The 26,158-nt window shown below is 70.4% G+C and carries 20 protein-coding genes; 4 read left to right on the top strand and 16 right to left on the bottom strand.

Annotated elements, in window-relative coordinates; all coding sequences use genetic code 11:
• Window positions 1-40: 40 nt before the first annotated feature.
• The 13 genes from OHS16_RS20620 to iolC form a co-directional block, all read right to left on the bottom strand.
• Entirely contained in the window at window positions 41-907 is an 867-nt protein-coding gene (locus tag OHS16_RS20620) for an ABC transporter permease (RefSeq protein ID WP_328538698.1), read from the bottom strand.
• Window positions 904-3,516 (bottom strand): alpha/beta fold hydrolase, encoded by a 2,613-nt coding sequence (locus tag OHS16_RS20615; RefSeq protein WP_328538697.1) that lies wholly within the window; start codon window positions 3,514-3,516, stop codon window positions 904-906. The genes OHS16_RS20620 and OHS16_RS20615 overlap by 4 nt, the downstream gene beginning before the upstream one ends.
• Before the next feature lie 9 nt (window positions 3,517-3,525).
• Window positions 3,526-4,266, bottom strand: a complete 741-nt coding sequence (locus tag OHS16_RS20610; protein WP_328538696.1) for a transposase — start codon at window positions 4,264-4,266, stop codon at window positions 3,526-3,528.
• Window positions 4,267-4,516: 250 nt separating this feature from the next.
• A complete protein-coding gene (locus OHS16_RS20605; protein WP_328538695.1) occupies window positions 4,517-4,972 on the bottom strand; it encodes a hypothetical protein in 456 nt (151 codons plus the stop codon).
• Complete coding sequence (locus OHS16_RS20600; RefSeq protein ID WP_328538694.1) at window positions 4,972-5,391, bottom strand: hypothetical protein; 420 nt, start codon at window positions 5,389-5,391, stop codon at window positions 4,972-4,974. The genes OHS16_RS20605 and OHS16_RS20600 overlap by 1 nt, the downstream gene beginning before the upstream one ends.
• A 495-nt stretch (window positions 5,392-5,886) precedes the next feature.
• Window positions 5,887-7,767: a phospholipase C gene (locus OHS16_RS20595; protein WP_328538693.1), complete on the bottom strand. Its 1,881-nt coding sequence runs from the start codon at window positions 7,765-7,767 to the stop codon at window positions 5,887-5,889.
• A 120-nt stretch (window positions 7,768-7,887) separates the two neighbouring features.
• The gene (efeB, locus tag OHS16_RS20590; protein WP_328538692.1) at window positions 7,888-9,117 is read right to left on the bottom strand and encodes an iron uptake transporter deferrochelatase/peroxidase subunit; all 1,230 of its coding nucleotides are present in this window, start codon (window positions 9,115-9,117) and stop codon (window positions 7,888-7,890) included.
• Window positions 9,114-10,307 (bottom strand): EfeM/EfeO family lipoprotein, encoded by a 1,194-nt coding sequence (locus OHS16_RS20585; RefSeq protein WP_328538691.1) that lies wholly within the window; start codon window positions 10,305-10,307, stop codon window positions 9,114-9,116. Before OHS16_RS20585 ends, efeB begins: the two co-directional genes overlap by 4 nt.
• 183 nt (window positions 10,308-10,490) lie before the next feature.
• On the bottom strand, window positions 10,491-11,990 hold the full coding sequence (gene mmsA, locus OHS16_RS20580) for a CoA-acylating methylmalonate-semialdehyde dehydrogenase (RefSeq protein WP_328538690.1): 1,500 nt from the start codon (window positions 11,988-11,990) through the stop codon (window positions 10,491-10,493).
• An 11-nt stretch (window positions 11,991-12,001) separates the two neighbouring features.
• Window positions 12,002-13,879 carry a 3D-(3,5/4)-trihydroxycyclohexane-1,2-dione acylhydrolase (decyclizing) gene (iolD, locus tag OHS16_RS20575; RefSeq protein WP_328538689.1) on the bottom strand — a complete coding sequence of 626 codons (1,878 nt, stop codon included), beginning with the start codon at window positions 13,877-13,879 and terminating at the stop codon, window positions 12,002-12,004.
• Window positions 13,876-14,748 (bottom strand): 5-deoxy-glucuronate isomerase, encoded by an 873-nt coding sequence (iolB, locus tag OHS16_RS20570; RefSeq protein WP_328538688.1) that lies wholly within the window; start codon window positions 14,746-14,748, stop codon window positions 13,876-13,878. Before iolB ends, iolD begins: the two co-directional genes overlap by 4 nt.
• 31 nt (window positions 14,749-14,779) lie before the next feature.
• Window positions 14,780-15,670: a Cgl0159 family (beta/alpha)8-fold protein gene (locus OHS16_RS20565; protein ID WP_328538687.1), complete on the bottom strand. Its 891-nt coding sequence runs from the start codon at window positions 15,668-15,670 to the stop codon at window positions 14,780-14,782.
• Entirely contained in the window at window positions 15,667-16,650 is a 984-nt protein-coding gene (gene iolC / locus OHS16_RS20560) for a 5-dehydro-2-deoxygluconokinase (RefSeq protein ID WP_328538686.1), read from the bottom strand. Before iolC ends, OHS16_RS20565 begins: the two co-directional genes overlap by 4 nt.
• Before the next feature lie 128 nt (window positions 16,651-16,778).
• Here iolC and OHS16_RS20555 point away from each other — a divergent pair, with 128 nt between their 5' ends.
• Window positions 16,779-17,681 (top strand): sugar phosphate isomerase/epimerase family protein, encoded by a 903-nt coding sequence (locus OHS16_RS20555; protein WP_328538685.1) that lies wholly within the window; start codon window positions 16,779-16,781, stop codon window positions 17,679-17,681.
• A gap of 288 nt (window positions 17,682-17,969) precedes the next feature.
• Window positions 17,970-18,167 (top strand): helix-turn-helix transcriptional regulator, encoded by a 198-nt coding sequence (locus OHS16_RS20550; RefSeq protein WP_328538684.1) that lies wholly within the window; start codon window positions 17,970-17,972, stop codon window positions 18,165-18,167.
• 5 nt (window positions 18,168-18,172) lie between these two features.
• On the opposite strand, the gene OHS16_RS20545 is transcribed toward OHS16_RS20550, so the two are convergent.
• The gene (locus OHS16_RS20545; protein ID WP_328538683.1) at window positions 18,173-19,249 is read right to left on the bottom strand and encodes a zinc-dependent alcohol dehydrogenase family protein; all 1,077 of its coding nucleotides are present in this window, start codon (window positions 19,247-19,249) and stop codon (window positions 18,173-18,175) included.
• A gap of 154 nt (window positions 19,250-19,403) precedes the next feature.
• Between OHS16_RS20545 and OHS16_RS20540 the strand changes: the two genes are divergently transcribed.
• Together OHS16_RS20540 and OHS16_RS20535 are read left to right on the top strand one after the other, a co-directional pair.
• Entirely contained in the window at window positions 19,404-19,661 is a 258-nt protein-coding gene (locus OHS16_RS20540; RefSeq protein ID WP_328538682.1) for a heavy-metal-associated domain-containing protein, read from the top strand.
• Window positions 19,662-19,700: 39 nt separating this feature from the next.
• Window positions 19,701-21,866: a heavy metal translocating P-type ATPase gene (locus OHS16_RS20535; protein ID WP_443042657.1), complete on the top strand. Its 2,166-nt coding sequence runs from the start codon at window positions 19,701-19,703 to the stop codon at window positions 21,864-21,866.
• A gap of 367 nt (window positions 21,867-22,233) precedes the next feature.
• Here the strand turns inward: OHS16_RS20535 and OHS16_RS20530 are convergent, their stop codons facing one another.
• Both OHS16_RS20530 and recD2 read right to left on the bottom strand, forming a co-directional pair.
• Entirely contained in the window at window positions 22,234-23,523 is a 1,290-nt protein-coding gene (locus tag OHS16_RS20530; RefSeq protein ID WP_328538680.1) for a citrate synthase, read from the bottom strand.
• Window positions 23,524-23,651: 128 nt separating this feature from the next.
• Window positions 23,652-25,925 (bottom strand): SF1B family DNA helicase RecD2, encoded by a 2,274-nt coding sequence (recD2, locus tag OHS16_RS20525; protein WP_328538679.1) that lies wholly within the window; start codon window positions 25,923-25,925, stop codon window positions 23,652-23,654.
• Between the last annotated feature and the right edge of the window lie 233 nt (window positions 25,926-26,158).

The following is a 26,158-nucleotide window of genomic DNA, read 5'->3' as shown; positions in this document are numbered from 1 at the left end:
CGGCTGCGGCGCCTCGCCGCCCCTGCTCACGGGGCAGCCCTCAGGAGACGATGTCCTTCCTGGCGAACCCCCGGAAGGCGAGGGCGATGAGCACCAGCGCATAGGTCACCGAGACGGCCGCGCCCTTGAGCATGCCGCCCCATTCCAGCTGCGGCTGGAGCGCGTCGGCCCAGGCGAACTGCCAGTGCGCGGGCAGGAAGTCACGCCAGGAACCGAGCGCGGTCACCGCGTCCAGCACATTCCCCACGATGGTCAGGCCCACCGCCCCGCCCACCGCTCCCAGCGGCGCGTCGGTCCGGGTCGAGAGCCAGAACGCCAGTCCGGCGGTGACCAGTTGGGAAACGAAGACGAACGCGACGGCCAGCGCCAGGCGAGGCACCGCTTCGGCGGTGGCCAGGGAGCCCCCGGTCGGCAGCTCCAGTGGCCCCCAGCCGTACGCCGCGGTGCCCACGGCTAGTGCGACCACCGGCAGCACCACCATGGCCGCCAGGCTGAAGCCCAGGGCCACGGTCAGCTTGCTCCGCAGCAGCCTGGCCCGCGGCACCGGTGCGGCGAGCAGATAGCGCAGCGACGACCAGCCGGCCTCCGATGCCACCGTGTCGCCGCAGAACAGCGCCACCGGTACCACCAGCAGAAAGCCCGCCGAGACGAAGAGGCAGGTGGCTGCGAAGTTGGCGCCGGACGCCGTCGCGGTGTCCATCAGGGTGATGCGCCCGTTGTTGTCGCGCCCGCTGGGGGCGCCGCCGATCGCGAACGCCGCGACGAGCACGAACGGCAGGGCGGCCAGCACAGCGCCCATCACCAGCGTCCGCCTGCGTTTCCACTGGCGCCTGGCCTCGACGCGCAGCGGGAGGGTGTGCCGGGCCCGGTAGCCGGGCGCGGTCTCGTGGAGGGTGGTCGTACTCATCCGGAAGTGCCTCCGATCAGGGTGAGGAACGCGTCCTCGAGGCGGCGATGCGCTCCCACACCGGTCAACGGCACGTCCAGACGCACGAGTTCGGCGATCAGCTCGGCCGGAGTGGCTCCGTCGAGCCGCACCAGCAGCCCGTCGTCGGTCCTGACCGCCGACCCGATACCGGGCAGCGCGGCCACCTTCTCGGCCAGCACCTCCGGGATCCGTTCGGCGGCCGTCACGAGCAGGGTGTCTCCGCTGCCGGTGATCTCGGCGACCGGCCCGGCCTGGATCAGCCGTCCGCGGTCCATGACGACCAGGTGCGTGCAGGACTGCTCCACCTCGGCCAGCAGATGGCTGGAGACGATCACCGTCCGTCCCTCGGCCGCATAGCGGATCATCACGTCCCGCATCTCCCGGATCTGCGGCGGGTCGAGTCCGTTGGTCGGTTCGTCCAGAATCAGCAGATCGGGCATGCCGAGCATGGCCTGCGCGATGGCGAGCCGCTGGCGCATGCCCTGGGAGTACGTCCGTACCGCGCGTTCCAGCGCGTCGCCGAGCCCGGCGATCTCCAGCGCCTCGGTGACCCGGGAGTCCTCGGTGGGACGGCCGGTCGCCTGCCAGTACAGATCCAGGTTGGCCCGGCCGGAGAGGTGGGGGAGGAAGCCCGCCCCCTCCACGAACGCCCCGACCCGGGACAGCACCGGCGCGCCCGGGACGATCGCGTGGCCGAAGACCCGCGCCTCGCCGCCGTCGGGGGTGATGAGGCCCATCAGCATGCGCAGAGTGGTGGTCTTTCCCGCACCGTTGGGCCCCAGCAGTCCGAGCACCTGGCCCTTCTCCACCTGGAAGGAGAGATCACGGACCGCGTACCGGTCCGCGGACCGGGAGTACTTCTTCGACAGACCGGTGATCCGCAGGGGCACCGCGGCCAGGTCCGGATCGGGGGCCGGGACCGCCCTGCGACGGGTGGCGAGCAGACCCGCCGCGATCAGCGCGCCCAGTACCGGCAACCCCCATACCCACCAGCTGATCCCGGCGGTCGCAGTCTTCAGCGCGGGCACTTCAGGCAGCAGCAACGGGCCGGCCTGCGAGACGGTGTACGTCGCGGGCACAGCCGGGGACGCATAGCCGAGGTCGGTCGACGCGAGCACCAGCCGCAGCCGGTGTCCGGCCTCCACCGTGTGGTCGACGGCCGGCAGCGTCAGCCGTACGGTGCGGCCGGCCTTGGCGCCGGTCACCCGGACCGGGGCGACCAGCTGATGCGGGAGCACCTGCTGCTTGCCGCCGGGCCCCACGTCGTAGACCTTTCCGAAGAGCACGGCGTCGTCGCTGGTCGATCTGACCCTGATCCTGACCGACGGCGCGCCGGTGATCGTGCGGGCGGCGGTCAGCGGCGCGGAGTCGAACCGCGCGTACTGGCCCGGGAAGTCCAGTGACAGTCCCACACCGAGCCCCGAGAGCTGGGAGAGCGCCGCCACTCCGGGCACGGCGGAGATCGCGGGCGGCGCGGCCCCGGCGGGACTGTCGAAGCTCTGCTCGCGACCGGAGAGCACCAGGGGGCGCTCGTCGCTGCCGAGGCCGGGGTAGCGGTCGCTGCTCGCGCCTCTCAGCTGGGCCGCGCCGTCGGTCGAATCGATCCCGCCCGTTCTGGTGACCCGGAATTCCGGGCCGGTGCCGGTGCTCCTGTCGCCCTTGAGGTAGCGGTCGAACCAGGAGGTGATGCGTGCGTCGATGCGCCCGGTCTCCCGGTCGCCGCCATCGTGCCCGCCCGCGATCCAGTCGACCGAGACGGGTGCCCCGTTGGCGGCGATCTTCCTGGCCGCCGCGTCGGCCTGCCCCAGCGGGAAGAGCGAGTCGCTCTGCCCCTGGACGAGCAGCGACGGCACCCTGATCCGGTCTCCCACCGCCTCGGGGCTGCGCGCTTCGAGCACCCTGCGGGCAGCGGCGTCCGGCTTGCCTGCCTCGGCCACCCGGTTGTACATCGTGCAGAGCTGCGCCTCGAACCGGTCGCAACCGCCACCGGTGTTGATGAAGATCCCGGCCCAGAGCTTCTTGAAGACCCCGCTGGGGAAAAGCGCGTCGGCCAGACTCCAGTAGGTGATCTGCGGTGCGATGGCGTCGACGCGCCGGTCGTAGCCCGCCGCGAGCAGTGAGACCGCCCCGCCGTAGGACGACCCGGAGACCCCCACCCGAGGGTCACCCGCCTTGTCCAGCTGCACCTCGGGCCGTGCGGCCAGCCAGTCGATCAGCTTCGAGACGTCCTCGACCTCATGGCCCGGGTCGTTGAGCCCGATCCTGCCGGTCGACTTCCCGAATCCGCGCGCCGACCAGGTCAGCACCGCGTAGCCGCTGCGCGCCAGCTGCCGGGCCTGGGCGCGCACATCGTCCTTGCTGCCGCCGAAGCCGTGTCCGAGCAGCACGGCGGGGCGCCGACCCGGGCCGCCAGCGGTGAAGTACGAGGTGTCGATGTGCACCCCGTCCACCGCCAGCAGCCGGTCCTCGCGGTGCACGGGCGCCGGGTCGTCCGATGCGACGGCGGCCCAGGTGCCGGTCCCGGCCAGGACTGCGAGTGCGGCGGCCACTGCGGCGAACATCCGGCCGCGGGATCCGAATGGCTTCATATCCGAACCCTAGGCGCCGCTTCCGGCCTGCGATGCGGCCGCCGGGAGGAAGTGCCGGCGGTACTCCGGGATTACCGGGGCCGGGTCGGGTACCGCAGCGGGAGTAGCGGGGGCCGGGTGGGCTCCCCGCCCCCGGGGAGCAACCGTCGCACCTCCTCGCGGCTCCAGCAGCAACCGTGCGTAGGTGCCCGGCGAGCGCTGGCAGCGGGTCGGTATGGGGACGGACATCCCGCTGCACGGACTGTCGGCGGGCACCCGTCCTCCCCGGCGCCGGGGAGGACGGGTGCCCACCGCTTCACGTCTACCCGCGGCGTAGGTGCAGCGCGCGTCGGCGAGCGGCGGCAGCCAAGTTGAGGGTTCCTGGTCGCTCTTCGAGCGGTTCGACTTCGCCGTGACAGCAACGAGCGAGCGCTCGGCCCCGAGGTCGTTGGCATACGCCTCGCGCCGGGCCGCGGTCCACTGGTCGGTGCGCTGTGTGGTGCGCTCGCGCACCAGGCCGGCCTCCTCGAGGCGGACCAGCGCGAGGTCGAGGAGGCGGTCGGCGCGGTTACCCTCGGCGAGACGGTCTCGGAAGTCGGCCAGCACGCAGTGGTGGAAGCCGGGATCGTCCAGCTCCCGGGCCATGGCGTACGTGACGTCGATGCGGCAGCGCACCGCCTGCTCGGCCTGCCGGTCCGACAGGCCGAGCAGGAACTGCAGCACACAGACAGTGACCAGCTGAGCCAGGCGAGAGACCCGGACGCCCGTCACGCGGATACCAGTCAGCGACGTCCTCGTCACGCCACAACCCGTCCAGGCGGTCTCTCACCCATATCGCCGCCGTACCACCCGGGTTGTTCGCCCGCGCGATCTGCGCGGTCAGAAGCGGGACTTGCTCACCCGAACGAGGACGGAGCGACAACACACCTCGACAACTGCATAGGCTCTCGGAACACCCCGAGCATGCCCACCAGTCACGCCGACGCACCGGGCAACTCCAAGATCCCCGGCAGAGTCAAACTCAGCTATGGACTGTCTGTTTGACGCCATCCTTGTCGGTGATGCTGACGGAAACGCGCCACCGCGTCCGCTTGTCGACCTCGATCTTGACCGTACCGCCGAACTTCCGGCCATCCAGGTCCTTCGTCTTCATCGAGGCACCGTAGGTGGCGCTGTCGTCACACCCTTCGACCCCGGCGCGCAGCGCTGTCCCATTACTGACCTTCAGACCACCCGAGGGACCGAGACAGTCATACCGCACGGACAATGCGGCAATCCGGTCCGCAGCCACGGGCAGCTTCACCGTCCCCGGACCCAGCCGGCCCGGTGTCTTAGCACCCTTCTCAGGAATCTCCGGATCGGACACCAGCGCCGCTGCCTTCGAGGCACTCGGCGAAGTCGGCGTACTCTTCCCGCCGCTGCACCCGGACACCACAGCGGCGGACACCACCAGCAGAACGATCCCTGCGCTGCGCATCAGCTTTTCCCGTGCCACGTCTCGCGGCCGTTGCAGACCAGCCGCGCCGTTCCCTTGTGCAGCACCTTGGTCTTGCAGTTGGGCTCGGTGGTGTTGTGGTTCCACTTCGTGTACCTGGCCTTCACCCCGGCGTGCAGGTAACCGTGCTTCATCGTATTCGGCACCTTCCACGACCACGTGTGGGTGGAGCTGTTCGTCCACTGCCAGGCGAAATGGCAGTCGAACTCAGCCGACGCCTTGACGAACACCACCTTGGCTTCGCCGGAGACCGCCCCGCCGACCGTCGACGTCGTCGCCTTGCCCTTGTGGAAGGTGATGCTGATCGTCGTGCCGCTGTCCCCGCCGGAACGGGGTTCCATGTCCCTGTAATACGTGTAGCTGCCCGAGAAGTCGTAGCCCCGGTCGGGCGGGCAGCTCATCGGATGGACCTCCCGGCACTGGCGGGTACAGCACCCACAGCGGCAAGTGCGGCGACGGCGCAGCCGACTGCGACGATCTTGGGTATGGGGCGCACGTATTTCCCCGTGTTTCTCTCGAAGAAAGCGGCCCCGGCGACCGTCAGGAACTGACCCTAGGGAGCGACTCGCTTTCCCGTCACGGCAGTTGAGTGAAACATGAGGTTCAGGTCACCCTAGAAGATCTATTCCAAGGGGTGCCCGGAGAGACGTAAAACGAGGGTATCCAAGATCGTTGTGTGACGAACAACCTGGACACCCTCGCGACCGCACCGTGTGCTCCGCAGCGCCCTCCGGTGAAACTGCTTCCGTTGCGCAGCCCGAGTCTGATCCTGACTTCAGCGCGTTCGGCCGTCCCGCTCACGGAGATCTCCCGGTGCGCCGGAGACCCCACGCGGTGGGTGCGGTCGGGCATCGTGTCCGCACCCACCGCGTGGAAGCAACCCCCGCCGCCGCAACTCAGCGGCCGGTACGGGTCCTGCGGCGGTGGACCGTGAAGGCGACACCGCCGGCAGCCACCAGCGCGGCGGTGATGCCGGCCGGCAGGAGGGCCGCCGACGGCGCACCGCCGGTGAGGTCCTGCGTGGCGATCTCCGAGCGGGACCCCATCCCCGCCTGCGTCGCCACCGCGTCCTGCGGATGAGCGGGGTGCGACGACTGCTTCGGGATGTGCCGGACCGACTTCACCGAGCCGTCCGTGTTGAGCAGCACCTGCTTGTTGTTCGGGTGCCGGAAGTCGAAGGCCGACGTCAGCGAACCGGCGCGGGTGTCGAAGGAGGCGTCACCCACTCGTCCCGTGCGCCAGTTGTCCTCGATGAACCTGGTGATCGATGCCTGCTCGGTGCGCGTGTGATCGACCGAGTTGACCTTGCTGTACGGGGAGATGACCAGCAGCGGCTGACGGGTGCCGGGGCCGCAGCGGTCGGAGTAGCCGCCCGCTGACGAGGGCCCCGCCTGACAGGCGGGGCTGTCGGCGGCTTTGCCGCTGGATCCGGCCTTGGTGTCCTTGGAACCGTTCTGCGGCTTGGCGTAGGCGTGGTCGTACCAGCCGTCGGAGTCGTCGTAGGCGACGACGACAGCGGTGTCCTTCCACTGCGACGACTTCTGCAGCTTGTTGATCTGCCCGACGAGGAAGTGCTGTTCGTCGACCGGGTCGGAGTAGCCGGCGTGGCCGTCCTGGAACTCCGACGCCTTCAGGAAGCTCACCGCCGGAAGCCGGCCGGCCTGCAGGGCGGTGTCGAAGTCGGTCAGGTCGTAGTTGTGGTTCGCCTGCCCGCTGTGGCCGATCTCGCGGGCGTTCGCCGGCGGGAGGTGGTGCGGGTTGGACGTCGACCTGTAGTACTGGAAGGGCGAGTGGTGCGGGCTGTAGTCGACGGAAGCGGCGCCGCCCACGTTGGTGTGGGTGGTGCCCGCGCACCTGGCGTAGTCACCCTGCTTGCCGTTCCACGCGGTGCTGGGGCGGAAGCCGCCCTGGAACCATCCCCAGCTGACGTTCTTCCTGTTGAGCAGGTCGCCGATGTTGCCGCCCTGCATCGAGGCGAGCGCGTTCTTGCTGGTGTGGTCGGCGTCCGAGCAGTCGTCGTAAGCGGGGTCGGGGTCGTTGGTGACCGTGCCGACGCCCTTGGCGTCCGGGGTGACGACCGTGTACGGGTCGGGGGTGGCCGTCTGCTTCGGGTGCTCGGTGCCGGACGCCGGGTCGACGGAGACCACGCCATGGGTCTGGCCGGATATCAGGTTGAGCGCACCGGGTGTCGAGGGGCCGTAGGTGGAGCTGTAGGAGTTGTCGCCGAGCGAGTAGTGCTGGGCGTAGTTCCACAGTCCGGTGACGGTGTTGCCGTCGTAGTAGTCCATCACCAGGCCGGGCTCGCCGAACAGATTGCCCGAGCACTTGCCGGAGTCGGTGTTCTGGACGTACTGGTCGGCCCTGCCGCTGTTCGCCGCGTACTGCTCGGGTCCGTAGCTGTGGTTCTGGTCACAGGTCATGGCCTGCTGCGAGGACAGCCGCCCGGGCGCGTAGAGGTTGGGGTTCTTCTTCAGCAGCCCCGCGTTGCTGAGGGTGTTGATGTTCCGCGGCGTGTTCCGGTCGGCGGTGAACGTGGTGCCGTCGGTGTTCGCCGCCTTCGGGTAGGTGGCGAAGTAGTGGTCGAAGGACACGTTCTCCTGGAAGATCACCACCAGGTGCTTGACCGGGGTGGCTGCCGCGCCGCTCCCGTGGTGGCCGTACCTGTCGGCCGACGCGGGGAGCGCACCCCCGAGAACGGTGAGCGCCGCTGCCCCGGCAAGCGCCCCCCAGCGCACCGCCCGGCGCCCGGGTCCCGTGGTTCTTCCTGTGCTGACCATGCTCGTGTGCCTCCGCTGTCGACTGTCGCCGTGATCCTGCGGAGTGCGATGTTTCGGCAGACCGGCGACCGGACGGCTGCCCGGTCATGTCGCCGGGGTGAACAGCCGGTCAGGAATTCCTCAGGCGAGCAGGGTCCGCCCCAGCCAGTCGGTGCGGTCCCGCACACCGGGCAGCGCGAAGAAGTAACCACCGCCGAACGGCCTGACGTAGTCCACCAGCGGTTCACCGGCCAGCCGCTTCTGCACGGTCTCGAACTGCCGGGCCAGGTCCTGCTGGTAGCAGCAGAAGAGCAGCCCCATGTCGAGATTGCCGTTGGAGTCCATGCCCCGGTCGTAGTTGTACGCGCGGCGCAGGATCCGCTGGGAATCGGTCGTCGGAGTACGGGGGTTGGCCAGCCGGATGTGGCTGTCCAGCGGGATGACATCGCCCTTGGGGTCCTGCGGATACTTCGGTGCGTCGAACTCGCCCGTCCCGTCGAGCGGTGCCCCGGTGTCCCGGTTACGGCCGAACATGCGCTCCTGCTCGGTGATCGAGACCCGGTCCCAGAACTCCACCAGCATCCGGATCAGCCGCACCACCTGGTAGCTGCCGCCGGTGGTCCAGTCCGGTTCGGCGCCGGCGGCGTCCACCCAGACGAGACGGTCCATCGACGGCCCGTCGCCGCTGTCCGGGTTGGCGATGCCGTCCTTGAAGCCCAGGTGATTGCGCGGTGTTCCGCTCGGCCGGGACGGGCTGGTGAAGCCGTCCATGCGCCAGCGCACCTGCATCCCGCCCCTGGTGTGCCGGGCGACGTCGCGCAGCGCGTGCAGCACCACATCGGGGCTCTCCGCGCTGAACTGCAGACTGAGGTCGCCGTGGCACACGGCGGGATCGAGATCGTCGTCGGGGAAGGACGGCATCGAGGTGAGCCGCAGCGGCCGGCGGCTCCGCAGCCCGAAGCGTCCGTCGAAGAGCGAGGCGCCGACACCGGCCGTGACCGTGAGACCGCCCGCGGGGACCTTCGGTCCGAGCACCCCGGAGTCGGTGGGCGGTGCGGTGATCCCCGGCGAGGGCGGGGTGCCTCCGGCCGTCAGGAAACGAGCCCGTCCGGTGAGAGTGCGGAGCAGTTCGGTGAGCTCTCTGCGGCCGTCCGCCGTCACGTCGAAGGCGACGAACGCGGTGGCCCGCTGCGAGGGGCGGAGGATCCCGGCCTGGTTGGCCCCGTGAAATCCGGCGGTGGCGGCGTCCTGCCCGGCGGGCGCCCCGCCGGCAGCCGGCCGGTCCGCCCCCACCAGTCCGGCCGCTGCCACCGCCGACCCCACACCCATGGCCGCGCCCCGCAGGAAGCCGCGCCGTCGTACCTCGTTCATGCCGTCCTCCGCAGATCGCAGATGGCCGCGACCGACGAGAGCCGCTCCACCGCCTCGCCGATATCGCTGTTGAGCCGTTCGCGGTCCGCGCGGGACAGCCGGCCGACAGGCGTCCAGCGGCCGCCGTGGTCCGAAGCGTCCAGGGTGCGCTGCGTGCGGTCCAGCCAGGAGTCCAGCCGCGGCAGGGCCGGGTAGCGGGAGGTGAGCAGCGGACGCAGCACGCTGAGCAGTTCACGAGTGCCGTCGAGGTTGGCGCGGGCGGTGGCGAGGCCGGTGCCACTGCCGTGGTCGGTGCGCCCGGTGAGTTCGAACTGCTCGGTGTTCTCCAGGATCTCGTGCGCGCGCAGCCCCAGGTCGGCCGGATCCATCCGCTGCTGCGGCCAGCCGTCCCGCAGCGCGTGTACGGCCTGTGCGAGTCGGCCGGCGGGCGCGCGCAGCGCTGCGGCGGACTCTCCGTGCCACAGCCCGTACTCCAGGCGGTGGAAGCCCTGGAAGTCCCGGTCATGGATGCCCTTGGGCAGCCCGGCCCCGCTGCCGTTGATCACGGCGTCGGAGTCGCCGAAGGTGCCGTAGGCGGCGCCCATCCGCTCGTAGACCAGATGGGCGGGCAGCCATGCCTTCCGGGCCGCGTCGAGGTCGCCGCTGTCGACGGCCTTTCGCAGTACGTCCGTCCGGCGGGCGAGCTCCACCGTCCTCGCCCCGACCCACCGCTGGTAGGCCAGGGCCGGCTCCACGAGATCGTGCGCGGTCACCGGCACCGCGTGCGGGCCGCCGGCGGCCCGGCCAAAGACGCGGACGGTCGGTCCCGTCACCGCGTCGGCGTCGTCGGGCAGGCATCTGAAGGCGTACGAACCGCCGCCGAGTGCCACCCGCATCTCGCGGACCGTGCCGGGCGCCAGACCTTCCACCTCGCCGTAGACGGCGCCGGTTTCCGGGTCCATGAGATCCACCTCGGCCGGACCGGTCGAGGTGTTGCGCAGGTCGAAGACCTGGGTGCCGGAGCGGGACCCGGTCCAGCCCCGGCCGCAGGAACCGGGAGAGACCGTGACGGCGGTGTGCCGGGGGCCGCCGGACGCCGGCCCGGAGTGCGGTGACGGGCCGGCCGGCCCGTCGTCCGCGATGAAGGCGCCCAGGGTCGCGGTGGCGGCGACTGCCAGTACGGCCATCGCCGCCCATATGCGCGGGCGCACGGCGGCGGCCTCCGTGGAACCGGCGCGGCTGGGCACAGAGGGGCTCCGTTTCGGACGGCAGAGGGGGCGGCGCCGCTCATGCTAGGCAACGGCCGCACCCCGAACTGCCGTCCGAGTCCCGCTCGAGCCGGAGTTCCCGGAGAGTTCACCGCCAGGACATCCCGGCGGGTCCCCCGCCCGCGCTCAGTGGTTGCGCGGGAACCCGAGGTCCACCCCGGCAGGCGCGTCGGCCGGGTCCGGCCAGCGGGTGGTGACGACCTTCCCGCGGGTGTAGAAGTGCACGCCGTCGTTCCCGTAGATGTGGTGGTCGCCGAAGAGGGAGTCCTTCCAGCCGCCGAAGGAGTGGTAGCCGACCGGGACCGGGATCGGGACGTTGACGCCGACCATGCCGGCCTCGATCTCCAGCTGGAAGCGGCGTGCGGCGCCGCCGTCCCGGGTGAAGATCGCGGTGCCGTTCCCGAAGGGCGACGCGTTCATCAGGGCGACACCGTCCTCGTAGGTGTCGACGCGCAGCACACACAGCACAGGACCGAAGATCTCGTCCCGGTAGGCGTCCGACGTGGTGGAGACGTTGTCGAGCAGGGAGAGGCCGATCCAGTGGCCGTCCTCGTGGCCATCGACCGTGTACCCGGTGCCGTCCAGCACCACGTCGGCGCCCTGGGCGGCGGCGCCTGTGACGTAGGAGGCGACCTTGTCGCGGTGGGCGGCGGTGATCAGCGGGCCCATCTCGGACGACGGGTCGTTGCCGGGGCCGATCGTGATCCGCTCGGCGCGCTCGCGGATCTTCCCGACGAGTTCGTCGGCGATGGAGGCGACTGCCACGACGGCGGAGATCGCCATGCAGCGCTCGCCGGCGGAGCCGTACGCGGCGGACACCGCCGCGTCGGCGGCGGCGTCGAGATCGGCGTCCGGAAGGACCAGCATGTGGTTCTTGGCGCCGCCCAGCGCCTGGACGCGCTTGCCGTTGGCGGACGCGGTGGCGTGGATGTAGCGGGCGATCGGGGTCGACCCGACGAAGGAGACCGCGGCGACGTCGGGGTGGTTGAGCAGCCCGTCGACGGCGGTCTTGTCCCCGTGCAGGACGTTGAGCACACCGTCCGGCAGACCGGCCTCGGCCGCGAGCTCGGCCAGCAGGTTCGCGGCCGAGGGGTCCTTCTCGCTGGGCTTCAGCACGAAGGTGTTGCCACAGGCGATGGCCAGCGGGAACATCCACATCGGCACCATGGCCGGGAAATTGAAGGGCGTGATGCCCGCGACGACACCGACCGCCTGGCGGATGGATGAGACGTCGACGCGGGTGGAGACCTCGGTCGACAGCTCGCCCTTGAGCTGGGTGGTGATACCGCAGGCCAGCTCCACGATCTCCAGCCCGCGGGCGACCTCGCCGAGCGCGTCGGAATGCACCTTGCCGTGCTCGGCGGTGATCAGCGCGGCGATCTCGTCGCGGTGGGCGTCGAGCAGCGCGCGGTAACGGAACAGGACGGCGGTGCGGGCGGAGAGCGAGGACGTCCCCCAGGTCTCGTACGCGGCCTTCGCCGATGCGACCGCCGTGTCCACCTCGTCGACCGATGCCAGCGCCACCCGGGTGGTGACGGCGCCGGTCGCCGGATCGGTGACCGGGCCCCAGTTGCCCGACGTGCCCTCGACGGTCTTGCCACCGATCCAGTGGTTGAGGGTCTTCATAGATGCGCTCCTTAGAGATGGCGTCGTCGGGCTGCGACCTGCCGGTCGTACTCCTCCCGGGCTTCGACCGCCGACGGGCGGGTCGCGGTCTCGGCCACCGGAACATCCCACCACGCCTGGGCCGGGGGCGGCCCCGACACAGTGTCTGCCGTTTCGGTCTCCACGTAGACACATGTGGGCCGGTCCGACGCACGAGCGGTGGCCAGAGCTTCACGCAGCTCACCGACGGTCTTCGCTCGGAGGACGGTCAGCCCGAGACTCGCCGCGTTGGCGGCCAGGTCGACCGGCAGCGGGTCTCCGGTGTACGTCCCGTCCGGGGCCCGGAAGCGGTAGCCGGTGGCGAAGCGCTCGGCGCCCACCGACTCGGAGAGACCTCCGATGGAGGCGTATCCGTGGTTCTGCAGAACCACGATGTTGACCGGCAGCCCCTCCTGGACGGCGGTGACGATCTCGGTGGGATTCATCAGATAGGTGCCGTCCCCGACCAGCGCCCAGACCGGCCGGCCGGGAGCCGCGAGCTGGACGCCGATCGCGGCCGGGATCTCGTAGCCCATGCAGGAGTAGCCGTACTCGACGTGGTACTGGTCACGGGAGCGGGTCCGCCAGAGTTTGTGCAGGTCACCGGGGAGTGATCCGGCCGCGTTGATGACGATGTCGGCTTCGGTGACGGTGGCGTCGAGCACCCCGAGGACCTGGGTCTGGGTGGGCGGTGCCTCCTCGCGGTCCACCGCGAAGGCGGCGCTCACCTGCTTCTCCCAGCCGGCCTTGGCCTCGTGGTACGCGCTCTCGTAGCCGGGCGCCACCCGGTGGTTCCGCAGGATTCCGGTCAGCAGGTGGAGCGAGGTGCGGGCGTCCCCGACCAGCGGGAGCGCGGCCAGCTTGTGGGCGTCGAAGCCGGTGATGTTGAGGTTGACGAAGCGCACTCCCGGGTGCTGGAAGAGGGTCGCGGATGCTGTGGTGAAGTCGGAGTAGCGGGTGCCGACGCCGATCACCAGGTCGGCGGCGCGGGCGAGTTCGTCGGCGGTGGCGGTCCCGGTGTGGCCGATGCCGCCCACATCGGCCGGATGGTCGTGCGGCAGCGACCCCTTGCCCGCCTGCGTGGAGGCGACCGGAATGCCGGTGGTCTCGGCGAAGGACCGCAGGGCGTCCTCGGCGCCGCTGTGATGAACACCTCCGCCCGCCACGACGAGCGGGTGCCGGGCGGCCCGGATGGCATCGGCCGCCGCTTCGAGCTCCGCCTCGTCGGGGACCTGACGGCGCACCCGCCAGACTCGTTCGGCGAAGAACTCCTGGGGCCAGTCGTATGCCTCGGCCTGTACGTCCTGCGGAAGCGCGAGCGTCACCGCTCCGGTGCCGGCCGGGTCCGCGAGCACCCGCACGGCCGCGAGCGCGGCCGGGATCAGAGCCTCCGGTCGGGTGATCCGGTCGAAGTACTTCGACACGGGCCGGAGACAGTCGTTGACGGACATCTCACCCGCATGAGGGACCTCGAGCTGCTGGAGCACCGGGTCGGCGGGGCGGGTGGCGAAGGTGTCGCCGGGGAGCAGCAGGACCGGCAGGTGGTTGATGGTGGCGAGGGCGGCCCCGGTGACCAGATTGGTCGCGCCCGGACCGATGGACGTGGTCACGGCATGCGCGGACAGCCGGTCCGACTGGCGGGCGTAGCCGACGGCCGCGTGCACCATGGCCTGTTCGTTGCGGCCCTGGTGGTACGGCATCTCATCGGCGCCCGCCTCGACCAGCGCCTGTCCGATTCCCGCGACGTTCCCATGGCCGAAGATCCCCCAGGTGGCGGCGACCAGACGCTGCCGCTGTCCGTCGCGCTCGGTGTACTGGCGGGCCAGAAAGCGGACCAGGGCTTGGGCCGTGGTCAGTCGGCACGTGGTCATCGGGGCTCCTCCGGTCCGTAAAGGGGCAGTCGTGGGTCGACGGGCTGTGCGTCCCAGGTCGTACGGATCCAGCTGTGGTCCGGGTGGTCCCGGATCAGCCATTCGCGTTCCGCGCCCGGGCCCGCCATGACGTTGAGGTAGTACATGTCGTGTCCCGGGACCGCCATCGACGGGCCGTGCCAGCCGTCCGGGATCAGTACCGTGTCCCCGCTGCGGATCTCGGCCAGCAGATCGGTTCCACCGCTCCTCGACGGGGACACCCGGTGGTATCCGGGACCTTCTCCGGCGATCTCGAAGTAGTAGATCTCCTCCAGTTGCGATTCCTCCCCGGGACGGTTCTCGTCGTGCTTGTGGGGCGGGAAGGAGGACCAGTTGCCGCCCGGGGTCAGTACCTCGACGGCGATCAGCCGGTCGCACTCGAACGTGCCGGCGGCGGCGAAGTTGTTGACCTGCCGCGAACAGCTGCCGCTGCCGCGCAGTTCGACGGGTACCTCCGGCGCGGGGCCGTAGCGGGCGGGGAGACGTCGCCCGCACTTCGCTCCTGCCAGGGCGAAGCGGCCTCCCGCGCCGGAGGAGATTCGTGCACGGGCGTCGCGCGGTACGTAAGCGAAGTCGCTGGCCGCGCTGAACACCCCTGCTCTGCCACCGAGTTCGATGGTCTCTCCGTCGACGGCGACCGTACAGCCTCCGGTCAGGGGCAGGACGATCCATTCGCTGTCATCGGTGGAAAGAACGTGTGAACCGCCGGGGTCGAGTCGCAGTATCCGCAGCGCGCAGTGCGCCCAGCCGGCCCGTTCGGGCCCGATGTCCAGGGCGTAGGGCCCATGGGCCTCGCTCCCGGCGCGGACCACGAGATCGTTGTCGTTCATCGGCGCCTCCGGGGGCAGTCGGGGGGTTTCGCTACAACAGTCCCACCGCGGTGTCGACGGCGCCCGCCACATCGCCGTCGGCCGGGTAGAGCAGGGAACGTCCGGCCACCAGGCCCTGGACGGTGGGCAGCCGCAGCGCCTTGCGCCACTTCTCGTAGGTGCCCTCCTGATCACCGCCGGGTTCGCCGCCCAGCAGCACAGCGGGCAGCGTCGAGGTCTCCATGACCCGCGCCATGTCGTCCGGATCCGCGGTGACGGGGACCTTGAGCCAGGTGTAGGCGGAGGTGCCCGCGAGGCCGGACGCGATGGCTATGGAGCGGGTCACCGCTTCGGCGCTCAGGTCGCTGAGCAGCCTGCCGTCCGCACGGTGGCAGATGAACGGCTCGACGAAGACCGGCAGCCGGTGGGCGGCCATCTCGTCGATGGCACGGGCCGTCGAGTGCAGCGTGGTGAGCGAGCCCGGATCCTGGTAGTCGATGCGGAGCAGCAGCTTGCCCGCGTCGAACCCGAGGCGGGCGAGGTCCTCGGCACGGTGCCCGGTGAACCGGTCGTCGAGCTCGAAGGAGGCGCCGGCCAGCCCACCACGGTTCATCGAGCCCATCACCACTTTGCCCTCGAGGGCTCCGAGCAGCAGCAGGTCCTCGAGTATGTCGGCGGTGGCGAGCACACCGTCGACTCCCGGCCTGGAGAGCGCGAGGCACAGCCGCTCCAGCAGGTCCAGCCGGTTGGCCATGGCGAGGGCGTGGTCGCCGACGGCGAGCGAGCCGCGCGCCGGGTGGTCGGCGGCCACGATCATCAGCCGGCCCCGGTCCCCGAGCAGCGAGCGCCGGGCGCGCCGGGCGGCGGCCTCGGCGATGGCCTCCGGATGGCGGGTGCGGACGTTCACCAGGCCGGCGATGGAGATCGGTCCGACGCCGGTCACGGCGCCGCCCCTTCGACGGCCGCAGCGACCTCGGCCGGGTACGGCATGGCGGAGGAACAGGCGAGCCGGGAGGCGACGATGGCTCCCGCGGCGTTGGCGTACCGCATGGTGTGCTCCAGGTCCCAGCCGGCGAGCAGCCCGTGGCAGAGCGCGCCGCCGAAGGCGTCGCCCGCGCCCAGGCCGTTGACGACCTCCACGGGGACCGGTGGGACCTCGGTCATGGTGCCGTCCCGGTGCACGGCGAGTACCCCCTTGGGGCCCTGTTTGACGACGGCGAGTTCGACTCCGTGCTCCAGCAGGGCCAGGGCGGCGGCATGCGGTTCGCGCTCGCCGGTGGCGACCTCCACCTCGTCGAGGTTGCCGACCGCGACCGTGGCGTGGCGCAGGGCCTGTTCATAGAAGGGGCGGGCCTCGCCGGGGTCCGCACCGGCCGCGCCCCCGCAGGCGCGGCCCTCCCAGAAGACGGGCCGCCAGTCCAGGTCGAAGACGGTGGCGGTGCCGGCCCGTGCGGGGTCCCGTGCGGCCAGGGCGGCAAGCGTCGCCGACCGGCTCGGTTCGGCGCACAGCCCCGTTCCCGTCATCCAGAACACCCGTGCCGAGCGGATCGCGTCGAGGTCCAGTTCGTCCGCCGAGATCTCCAGGTCCGGTGCCTTCGGCTGCCGGTAGAAGTACAGCGGGAAGTCGTCCGGCGGGAAGATCTCACAGAACGTCACCGGAGTGGGCAGCCCCGGCACGGGTGTCACCCAGCGGTCGTCGACACCGAAGTCCCGCAGCGCCTGGTGCAGGTACGCGCCGAACGGGTCCGCACCCGTCCGGGTGACGACCGCGGCCCGCCGTCCCAGCCGCGCCGCGGCGACCGCGACATTGGTGGCGGACCCGCCGAGGAACTTCCCGAAGGTGTCGACCTGCGCCAGCGGTACCCCGGCCTGCAGGGGGTAGAGGTCCACCCCGATCCGGCCCATGGTGATCAGGTCGTACACCGTGCACGTCCTCTCGGTCGGCTGATGTTCCCAAGGTCTAACTCTCCCCTCGACCCGCTGTCAACGCATTGTCCTTACATTCGGACGAACGCTTGACAGCTTTCCGTGAGGGGCGGAAGCCTGGTGCCATGACGCACATCCGGATCGGCTCAGCACCCGACTCCTGGGGGGTGTGGTTCCCCGAGGATCCGCTCCAGGTCCCCTGGACCCGTTTCCTCGACGAGGTCGCGGAATCCGGCTACGAGTGGATCGAACTCGGCCCGTACGGTTATCTGCCCACGGACCCGGCGCGCCTCACCGATGAGATCACCCGGCGCGGGCTGCGGGTGTCCGCGGGAACGGTGTTCACCGGTCTGCACCACGGACCCGCCGTGTGGGACGCCACCTGGGCCCATGTGTCCGACATCGCCGCGCTGGCCCGGTCGACGGGGGCGGAGCATCTCGTCGTCATCCCGTCCTTCTGGCGCGACGACAAGACGGGCGAGGTGAAGGAGCCCGCCACACTCGACGCCGCACAGTGGCGGGATCTGACCACCCAGACCGAGCGGCTGGGACGCGAGGTGCGGGACCGCTTCGGGCTGCGCATCGTCGTCCATCCGCACGCGGACACGCACATCGACACCGAGGAGAACGTCGCCCGCTTCCTGGACGCCACCGACCCGGCTCTGGTCTCCCTCTGCCTGGACACCGGGCACTACGCGTACTGCGGCGGGGACAGCGTCCGGCTCATCGAGACGTACGGCGAGCGGATCGGCTATCTCCACCTCAAGCAGGTGGACCCCGCGGTGCTCGCCGAAGTACGCGCCGCCGACCTGCCGTTCGGGCCCGCAGTCGCTCGCGGCGTGATGTGCGAGCCGCCGCACGGTGTGCCCGCACTCGGGCCCGTGCTCGACGCGGCACGGAAACTGGACCGGGAGCTGTTCGCGATCGTCGAGCAGGACATGTATCCCTGTCCGCCCGACCGGCCGCTGCCGATCGCCCGCCGCACCCGGGCCTTCCTCCGCTCCTGCGGGGGCTCCGGCACCCCGTAGGCCCCGGGGGAACCGAGTGCGTGGAGGTCACCTGGGTCCGACGTCCCGGGCCTCTGGAGTCATTTCATATGGTTTGCCCTCATGTGCCGCCTACGTCACATGAGTTGCCTTCCTGTCACGCATGTCTCCATTACGCGTGCTTTCCGTCACAGGAGATCAACAGCCCCTTCCCCCGTCTCTTCGCCGGCCGTTGACCGGGGAGAGGCTGAATGATCACCAATGCGCTGTTCCGCGACTCCCCCGACGGCCCCCAGGCCGACGTCACGATCCGCGCAGGAAAGTGCTGACATGACCGACCACACGCTCTGGTCCTACAAGGAGATCGCAGCGCACATCCGGGTGCAGCCGGACACCGTCCGCTCGTACCGCAAACACGGGCTGCTGCCACCGCCCGACCAGGTGGAGCACGGCAAGCCGTACTGGTATCCGGAGACCATCCGGATCTGGGTGTCACGCCGGCCGAGCAACCGGGGCCGGGGCGACTGACGCGGTCACCGCCGGGGCTCGACGACGGTGACGCCGGGCCCCCGCGCCGCGCCCATCGCGGCCAGCGCCGCTGGAGCGTCCGCCAGTCCGATCTCCGACGTGACCAGCAGGCCGGGACGGAGCGCGCCGGATGCCACCAGCGCCATCATCGGGGCATAGGCGTGCGCGGCCATGCCGTGGCTGCCGAGCAGTTCGAGTTCCCAGCCGATCACCTTTTCCCAGATGCCCGCCGGTGACACGGCGGTGGAGCCGCCGCCCGTGGCCGCCCGGCCCCCGGCGGCCGACGGCAGCAGCCCGACCTGGACATGGCGTCCGCGCCGCCGCAGAGACCCCACCGATGCCGCACAGGTCCCGGGTGAGCCGAGGGTGTCGAGTGAGAGGTGCGCGCCGCCGCCGGTCGCGTCCCGTACCGCATCCGCGGCCCCGCCACGCCCCGCGTCCACGCAGACGGCCGCGCCGAACCCGCGGGCCAGCTCCAGAGCACCCGGTGCCACGTCCACCGCCACCACCCGCGCCCCGCAGGCCGCGGCGATCATGACGGCGGAAAGACCGAGGCCTCCGCAGCCGTGCACCGCGACCCACTCCCCCGCAGCGGCCCGGCCCCGGTCGACGACGGCGCGGAAAGCGGTCGCGAACCGGCAGCCGAGCACGGCGGCGGTGGTGAAGGACATCGCGTCGGGTACCGCCACCAGATTGACGTCCGCGTGCTCCAGGGCCACGTAATCGGCGAAGGACCCCCAGTGCGTGAACCCCGGCTGGGCCTGCCGTTCACAGACCTGCTGATCTCCCGCCGCGCAGGAGGCGCAGCGGCCGCAGGCGCAGACGAACGGCACCGTGACCCGGTCCCCGCTGCGCCAGCCGGTGACGGAGCCGCCCACCTCCTCGACGACACCGGCGAGTTCATGGCCGGGCACATGGGGCAGGACGATGTCCGGGTCGTGCCCCTGCCAGCCGTGCCAGTCACTGCGGCAGAGCCCGGTGGCCTCGACACGGACCACCGCACCGTGGGGGGAGGGCCGCGGGTCCGGTACGTTCCGTACCCCGGCGATCTGTCCGAATTGCTCATACACCACTGCGCGCATCACCCGGACACGCTACTCATCCGGCAGCCTGCGGGACACCGGCTCGCACATGTACCCCCTAGGGGTATACCGTGGAGAGTGTCGGAGTGACCCGGCATTCTCGGGAAACTCTCACGCACCATGAATTACGCACATCTGTCCAGAGGAGAGCGATATGACCGCCGAGACCCGGACCTCCCAGGCCGCCCCCGAGAACACCGCCGTCACCACCGTCTTCCAGGTGACCGGGATGACCTGCGGTCACTGCGAGGGCGCCGTCTCCAGCGAGATCGCCGAGCTCCCCGGCGTCGGTTCGGTCCAGGCCGTCGCGGCCACCGGCCTGGTGACCGTGGCCTCCGCGGCCGCGCTGGACGACGAGGCCGTACGCGCCGCGGTCGACGAGGCCGGTTACGAGCTCACGGGCCGGGCCTGATCCACCGTGCCCGGCACCGTCGAACTCTCGGTCGGGGGAATGACCTGCGCCTCGTGCGCGGCCCGCGTCGAGAAGAAGCTCAACCGCATGGACGGGGTCGAGGCCACCGTCAACTACGCCACCGAGAAGGCGAAGGTCTCCTTCGGGGACGGCATACAGGTCGCGGACCTGATCGCGACCGTCGTCAGGACGGGCTACACGGCCGAGGCGCCGGCCCCGCCCGCTGCCGCGGAGCGGCCCGGCACGACCGTCGGCCCCGGGGCCGGCGCGCTGCGGCAGCGGGTGCTGGTCTGCGCCGTGCTCAGCCTGCCGGTGATCGTCCTTGCCATGGTCCCGCCGCTCCAGTTCGACAACTGGCAGTGGCTCTCCCTGGCGCTGGCCGCGCCCGTCACGGTCTGGGGCGCACTCCCCTTCCACCGGGCCGCCTGGACCAATCTGCGGCACGGCGCGGCGACCATGGACACCCTGGTCTCGCTGGGCACCCTCGCCGCCTTCCTCTGGTCGCTGTGGGCACTGTTCCTCGGCGACGCGGGGATGCCGGGGATGCGCCACGGGTTCAGCTGGACGGCATCGCCCGCCGACGGCACATCGACGATCTATTTCGAGGTCGCGGCGGGCGTCGTCACCTTCATCCTGCTCGGCCGCTATCTGGAGGCGCGGTCGAAGCGCAGCGCCGGGGCCGCCCTGCGGGCGCTGCTGGAACTGGGCGCCAAGGACGTGTCGGTGCTGCGGGACGGAACCGAGATCCGCATCCCGGCCGGCCGGCTCGCCGTCGGCGACCGCTTCGTCGTACGCCCCGGGGAGAAGATCGCCACCGACGGGCTGGTGATCGAGGGCGCGTCCGCCGTGGACGCGTCCATGCTCACCGGCGAGTCGGTTCCGGCCGACACCGGCCCGGGCGACCCGGTCACCGGCGGCTGCGTGAGCACATCGGGCCGGATCGTCGTGGAGGCGACCCGGGTCGGCGCGGACACCCAGCTGGCCAGGATGGCCCGTCTCGTGGAGGACGCGCAGAACGGCAAGGCCAGGGTGCAGCGGCTGGCGGACCGGGTCTCCGCCGTCTTCGTGCCCGTCGTGCTGCTGCTCTCGCTCGGCACCCTGGCCGGATGGCTGCTGGCCACCGGCGACATCACCGCGGCTTTCACCGCGGCGGTGGCGGTGCTGGTCATCGCCTGCCCGTGCGCGCTGGGGCTCGCGACCCCCACCGCACTGATGGCCGGCACCGGCCGCGGGGCGCAGCTCGGCATCCTGATCAAGGGTCCCGAGGTGCTGGAGTCGACCCGCCGGGTGGACACCGTCGTGCTGGACAAGACCGGGACGGTCACCACCGGGCGTATGCGGCTGCTCGAGGTGCACACGCTCGGGGATACCGACGAGAAGGAGTTGCTGCGGCTCGCAGGCGCCCTGGAACACGCATCGGGTCATCCCGTCGCCCTGGCCGTCGCGGCCGCCGCACAGGAGCGCGCTGGGGATCTGCCGGTGCCCGGGGACTTCGAGGACGTGCCCGGGCTCGGAGTGCGGGGCACCGTCGACGGGCTCCGGGTGCTGGCCGGGCGGGCCAGGCTGCTGACCGACGCGGGCATCGAGCTGCCCGGGTTGCCCGCACAGGCCGCCGGAGCCACCACGGTGCACGTCGCCTGGGACGGAAAGGCCCGGGGCGTACTGACGGTCGCGGACGCGGTGCGGGAGACCAGCGCCGAGGCCGTGCGGCGGCTGCGCGGGCTCGGCCTCACCCCGGTGCTGCTGAGCGGCGACAACCGGGCGGTGGCCGAAGCCGTGGCCGCCGAGGTCGGCATCGACAGCGTCCGGGCCGAAGTCCTGCCCGAGGACAAGGCCGACGTGATCAGAGGGCTGCAGGCCGAGGGACGCACGGTCGCGATGATCGGCGACGGGGTGAACGACGCGGCCGCCCTGGCGACCGCCGATCTGGGGCTCGCCATGGGCACGGGGACCGACGCGGCGATCGAGGCCGGTGACCTCACCCTGGTACGTGGAGATCTTCTGGCGGCCGCCGACGCGATCAGGCTCGCCCGCCGGACCCTGGGGACCATCAGAGCCAACCTTTTCTGGGCCTTCGCGTACAACGTCGCAGCCCTGCCTCTGGCGGCTGCGGGCCTGCTCAACCCCATGACCGCAGGTTTCGCAATGGCGTTCTCTTCGGTGTTCGTAGTGACAAACAGCCTGAGATTGCGTACCTTCACATGACGTTCACATCGAGATTTAGATCACATGCTTTAAGGGGTAACCATTCGGGTGCCCCGAGTGTCTAAGTGAGCGATGCCATGGATGTCTTGGGGGACATCCGACGGAGTGTCTTGGGGGACGCTCCAGGCAAGCGTGGGCCGGGGCACGTACCGCGGGGAGCTTTGAGCGGCCCTCCCGTCGGGTGCGTACCCCGGCAGACCGCGCAGCAGTGCTTCGGCGCACCCAGACGCCCGGAGCGGATCCCGTGGGGGGAATCCGACCGGGGAATGGAAAGCGCCCCGTACGTCGACCCGTGGGGGGATCGGCGGCGGGGCGCTTTTCGATACGTGCACCTGCTCTCGCGCGGTGCGGCGACCGGGACTCGGGGTCAGCGGCCTTCGACCGGCGTGAAGTCGCGAAGGACCTCACCGGTGTAGATCTGGCGCGGGCGGCCGATACGGCTTCCCGGCTCCTTGATCATCTCGTGCCACTGGGCGATCCAGCCGGGCAGCCGGCCGATCGCGAAGAGCACGGTGAACATCTCGGTGGGGAAGCCCATCGCCCGGTAGATCAGACCCGTGTAGAAGTCGACATTCGGGTAGAGCTTCCGCTCGACGAAGTAGTCGTCGGCCAGCGCGTGCTCCTCGAGCTTCAGCGCGATGTCGAGCAGCTCGTCGTCCTTGCCCAGCGCCGAGAGGACATCGTGCGCCGCCGCCTTGATGATCTTCGCCCGGGGGTCGAAGTTCTTGTAGACGCGGTGCCCGAAGCCCATCAGCTTCACGCCGTCTTCCTTGTTCTTCACCTTGCGGATGAAGGTGTCGACGTCGCCGCCGGCCTGCTTGATGCCCTCGAGCATCTCCAGCACCGACTGGTTGGCGCCACCGTGCAGCGGGCCCCAGAGCGCGCTGATGCCCGCCGAGATCGACGCGAACATGTTCGCCTGCGAGGAGCCGACCAGACGCACGGTCGAGGTCGAGCAGTTCTGCTCGTGGTCCGCGTGCAGGATCAGCAGCTTGTCCAGCGCCGAGACGACGACCGGGTCCGGTACATACTCCTGCGAGGGGACCGAGAAGGTCATCCGCAGGAAGTTCTCCACGTACCCGAGGTCGTTGCGCGGGTAGACGAACGGGTGGCCGATCGACTTCTTGTACGCGTACGCCGCGATGGTCGGCAGCTTCGCCAGCAGGCGGATCGTCGAGAGGTGCCGCTGCTCCTCGTCGAACGGGTTGTGGCTGTCCTGGTAGAACGTGGACAGCGCGCTGACCACCGAGGACAGCATGGCCATCGGGTGCGCGTCACGGGGGAAGCCGTCGAAGAACCGCTTGACGTCCTCGTGCAGCAGCGTGTGCTGGGTGATCTCGTTCTTGAAGGTCGAAATCTCGTCGACCTTGGGAAGCTCGCCGTTGATCAGCAGATATGCCGTCTCGAGGAAGCTCGACTGCTCGGCCAGCTGCTCGATCGGATAGCCGCGATAGCGCAGGATGCCCTGCTCGCCGTCGAGGTAGGTGATCGCGGATTTATAGGCGGCGGTATTGCCGTAACCGCTGTCCAGCGTAACCAGACCGGTCTGGGCCCGGAGCTTCCCGATGTCGAAGCCCTTGTCGCCCACGGTGCTGTCGATCACCGGGTAGGTGTACTCGCCATCGCCGTACCGCAGTACTACAGAGTTGTCGCTCACGTCATCCCTCACCGACGTCGTCCTCTTCTTCGAGGTGCCCTGACTGTCTCTACCATCCCCCACTTGGCTCAGCAGAGTGCACTCGGGGTCGCCCATTGGGCTAATTCACGGCACTCAGTGCCGCCAACCTATTCATCCTGCCCTGTTCGCCCCGGTTCCGAAAGCCCGGGTGACGTTTCCCACGGCACGCCGTCGGGTCTCCCTCCGGCCAGCCTGTGGTCCAGAGCGGTGAAGCGCCGGCCCGCGGAGACCGTGCGCACCGCCTGGCCGATGGCCTTGCGGGAGCCGACGAGGACGACGAGCTTCCTGGCCCGGGTCACCGCGGTGTAGAGCAGGTTCCGCTGGAGCATCATCCAGGCCCCGGTGGTGACCGGAATGACCACCGCCGGATATTCGCTGCCCTGTGAGCGGTGGATGGTCACCGCGTAGGCGTGCGCCAGCTCGTCCAACTCGTCGAAGTCGTAGGGCACTTCCTCGTCCTCGTCGGTGAGGACCGTGAGCTTCTGATCGTCCGGGTCCAGCGCGGTGACCACACCCACCGTGCCGTTGAAGACTCCGTTCGCGCCTTTGTCATAGTTGTTTCTGATCTGCGTGACCTTGTCTCCCACCCGGAAGACCCGCCCGCCGAATCTCTTCTCGGGCAGTCCCGGTCTCGCGGGGGTGATCGCCTGCTGGAGCAGCGCGTTGAGGGTGCCGGCGCCGGCCGGGCCACGGTGCATGGGGGCCAGCACCTGGATGTCCCTGCGCGGGTTCAGGCCGAACTTCTGCGGGATCCGGCGGGCCGCCACATCGACCGTGAGCCTTCCCGCCTCCTCGGTCTCGTCCTCGACGAAGAGGAAGAAGTCGGGCAGGCCCTGAGTGATCGGGTGACTGCCCGAGTTGATGCGGTGCGCGTTGGTGACCACCCCCGACTGCTGGGCCTGGCGGAAGATCCGGGTGAGCCGCACACGCGGCACCGGACCCGACGCCACCAGAAGATCACGCAGCACCTCGCCCGCGCCGACCGACGGCAGCTGGTCCACATCGCCCACCAGCAGCAGATGCGCTCCCGGCGCGACCGCCTTGACGAGTTTGTTGGCGAGCAGCAGATCGAGCATCGACGCCTCGTCGACGACCACCAGATCCGCGTCGAGCGGCCGGTCCCTGTCGTACGCCGCGTCGCCCCCCGGCTTGAGTTCGAGGAGGCGGTGCACGGTGGAGGCGTCGGCCCCGGTCAGCTCGGAGAGCCGCTTGGCGGCCCGTCCGGTGGGGGCGGCCAGCACGACCTTGGCCTTCCTGGCCCGGGCCAGCTCCACCACCGAGCGGACGGTGAAGGACTTCCCGCAGCCGGGGCCGCCGGTCAGTACGGCGACCTTCTCGGTGAGCGCGAGCCGGACGGCCGCCTGCTGTTCGGGGGCCAGTTCAGCGCCGGTGCGTTCCGCGAGCCAGGACAGGGCCTTCTCCCAGTCGACGTCCCGGAAGCCCGGCATCCGGTCCTCGTCGGTGCGCAGCAATCGCAGCAGCTGCGCGGAGAGCGAGAGCTCGGCGCGGTGGAAGGGGACCAGGTAGACCGCGGTGACGCGTTCCTCGCCGCCGTCGGGTCCCGGCACCTGCTCCCTGACCACGCCCTCCTCCGCTGCCAGCTCGGCAAGACACTCGATGACCAGGCCGGTGTCGACCTGGAGCAGCTTCACCGCGTCGGAGATCAGCTGGTCCTCGGGAAGGAAACAGTGCCCCTGCTCGGTCGACTGGGACAGCGCGTACTGCAACCCGGCCTTCACCCGCTCCGGTGAGTCGTGCGGAATGCCGACGGCCTGGGCGATGCGGTCGGCGGTGAGGAAGCCGATCCCCCAGACGTCGGCGGCCAGCCGGTAGGGCTCGTCACGCACCACGGAGATCGAGGCGTCGCCGTACTTCTTGTAGATGCGGACGGCGATCGAGGTGGAGACACCGACCCCCTGAAGGAAGATCATCACCTCCTTGATGGCCTTCTGTTCCTCCCAGGCCGCGCCGATCATCTTCGTGCGCTTGGGCCCCAGGCCGGGGACCTCGATGAGGCGCTTGGGCTCCTGCTCGATCACATCGAGGGTGTCGGTGCCGAAGTGCGTGGTGATCCGGTCGGCCATCACCGGGCCGATGCCCTTGATGAGCCCGGAGCCGAGATAGCGCCGGATGCCCTGGATGGTGGCGGGGAGGATCGTCGTGTAGTTCTCCACGGTGAACTGCTTGCCGTACTGGGAGTGCGAGCCCCAGCGGCCCTCCATGCGCAGCGATTCGCCGGGCTGGGCGCCCAGCAGCGAGCCGACGACGGTCAGCAGGTCGCCCCCGCGTCCGGTGTCGACGCGGGCGACGGTGTAGCCGTTCTCCTCGTTGGCGTAGGTGATCCGTTCCAGGACCCCTTCCAGCACTGCCATGTTGGACATGGAGCGACGCTACCGCCCGGGGCCGACAGGCCACCACGGAGGAGCGGCGCCCGCGCCTCTTCCCGACGGCGGAGGCCGCACTCGTAGCGGAACGGTGCCGGGACCGCATCGGCTCCGGGGCCGCACCCGCCCCATCACGATCGAGTCACGGATGCCCCGCCACCCCTTGACCGGCGATCGTGTAATCGATTCCAATCACCCGTGTAATCGATTCCATGCGGCCCACAAGGAGG

Origin of the sequence: Streptomyces sp. NBC_00344, from assembly GCF_036088315.1 — a bacterium.
GTDB lineage: Bacteria > Actinomycetota > Actinomycetes > Streptomycetales > Streptomycetaceae > Streptomyces.
The sequence above is the reverse complement of the archived record's forward strand: the minus strand, read 5'-3'. Positions and strand labels throughout refer to the sequence as shown.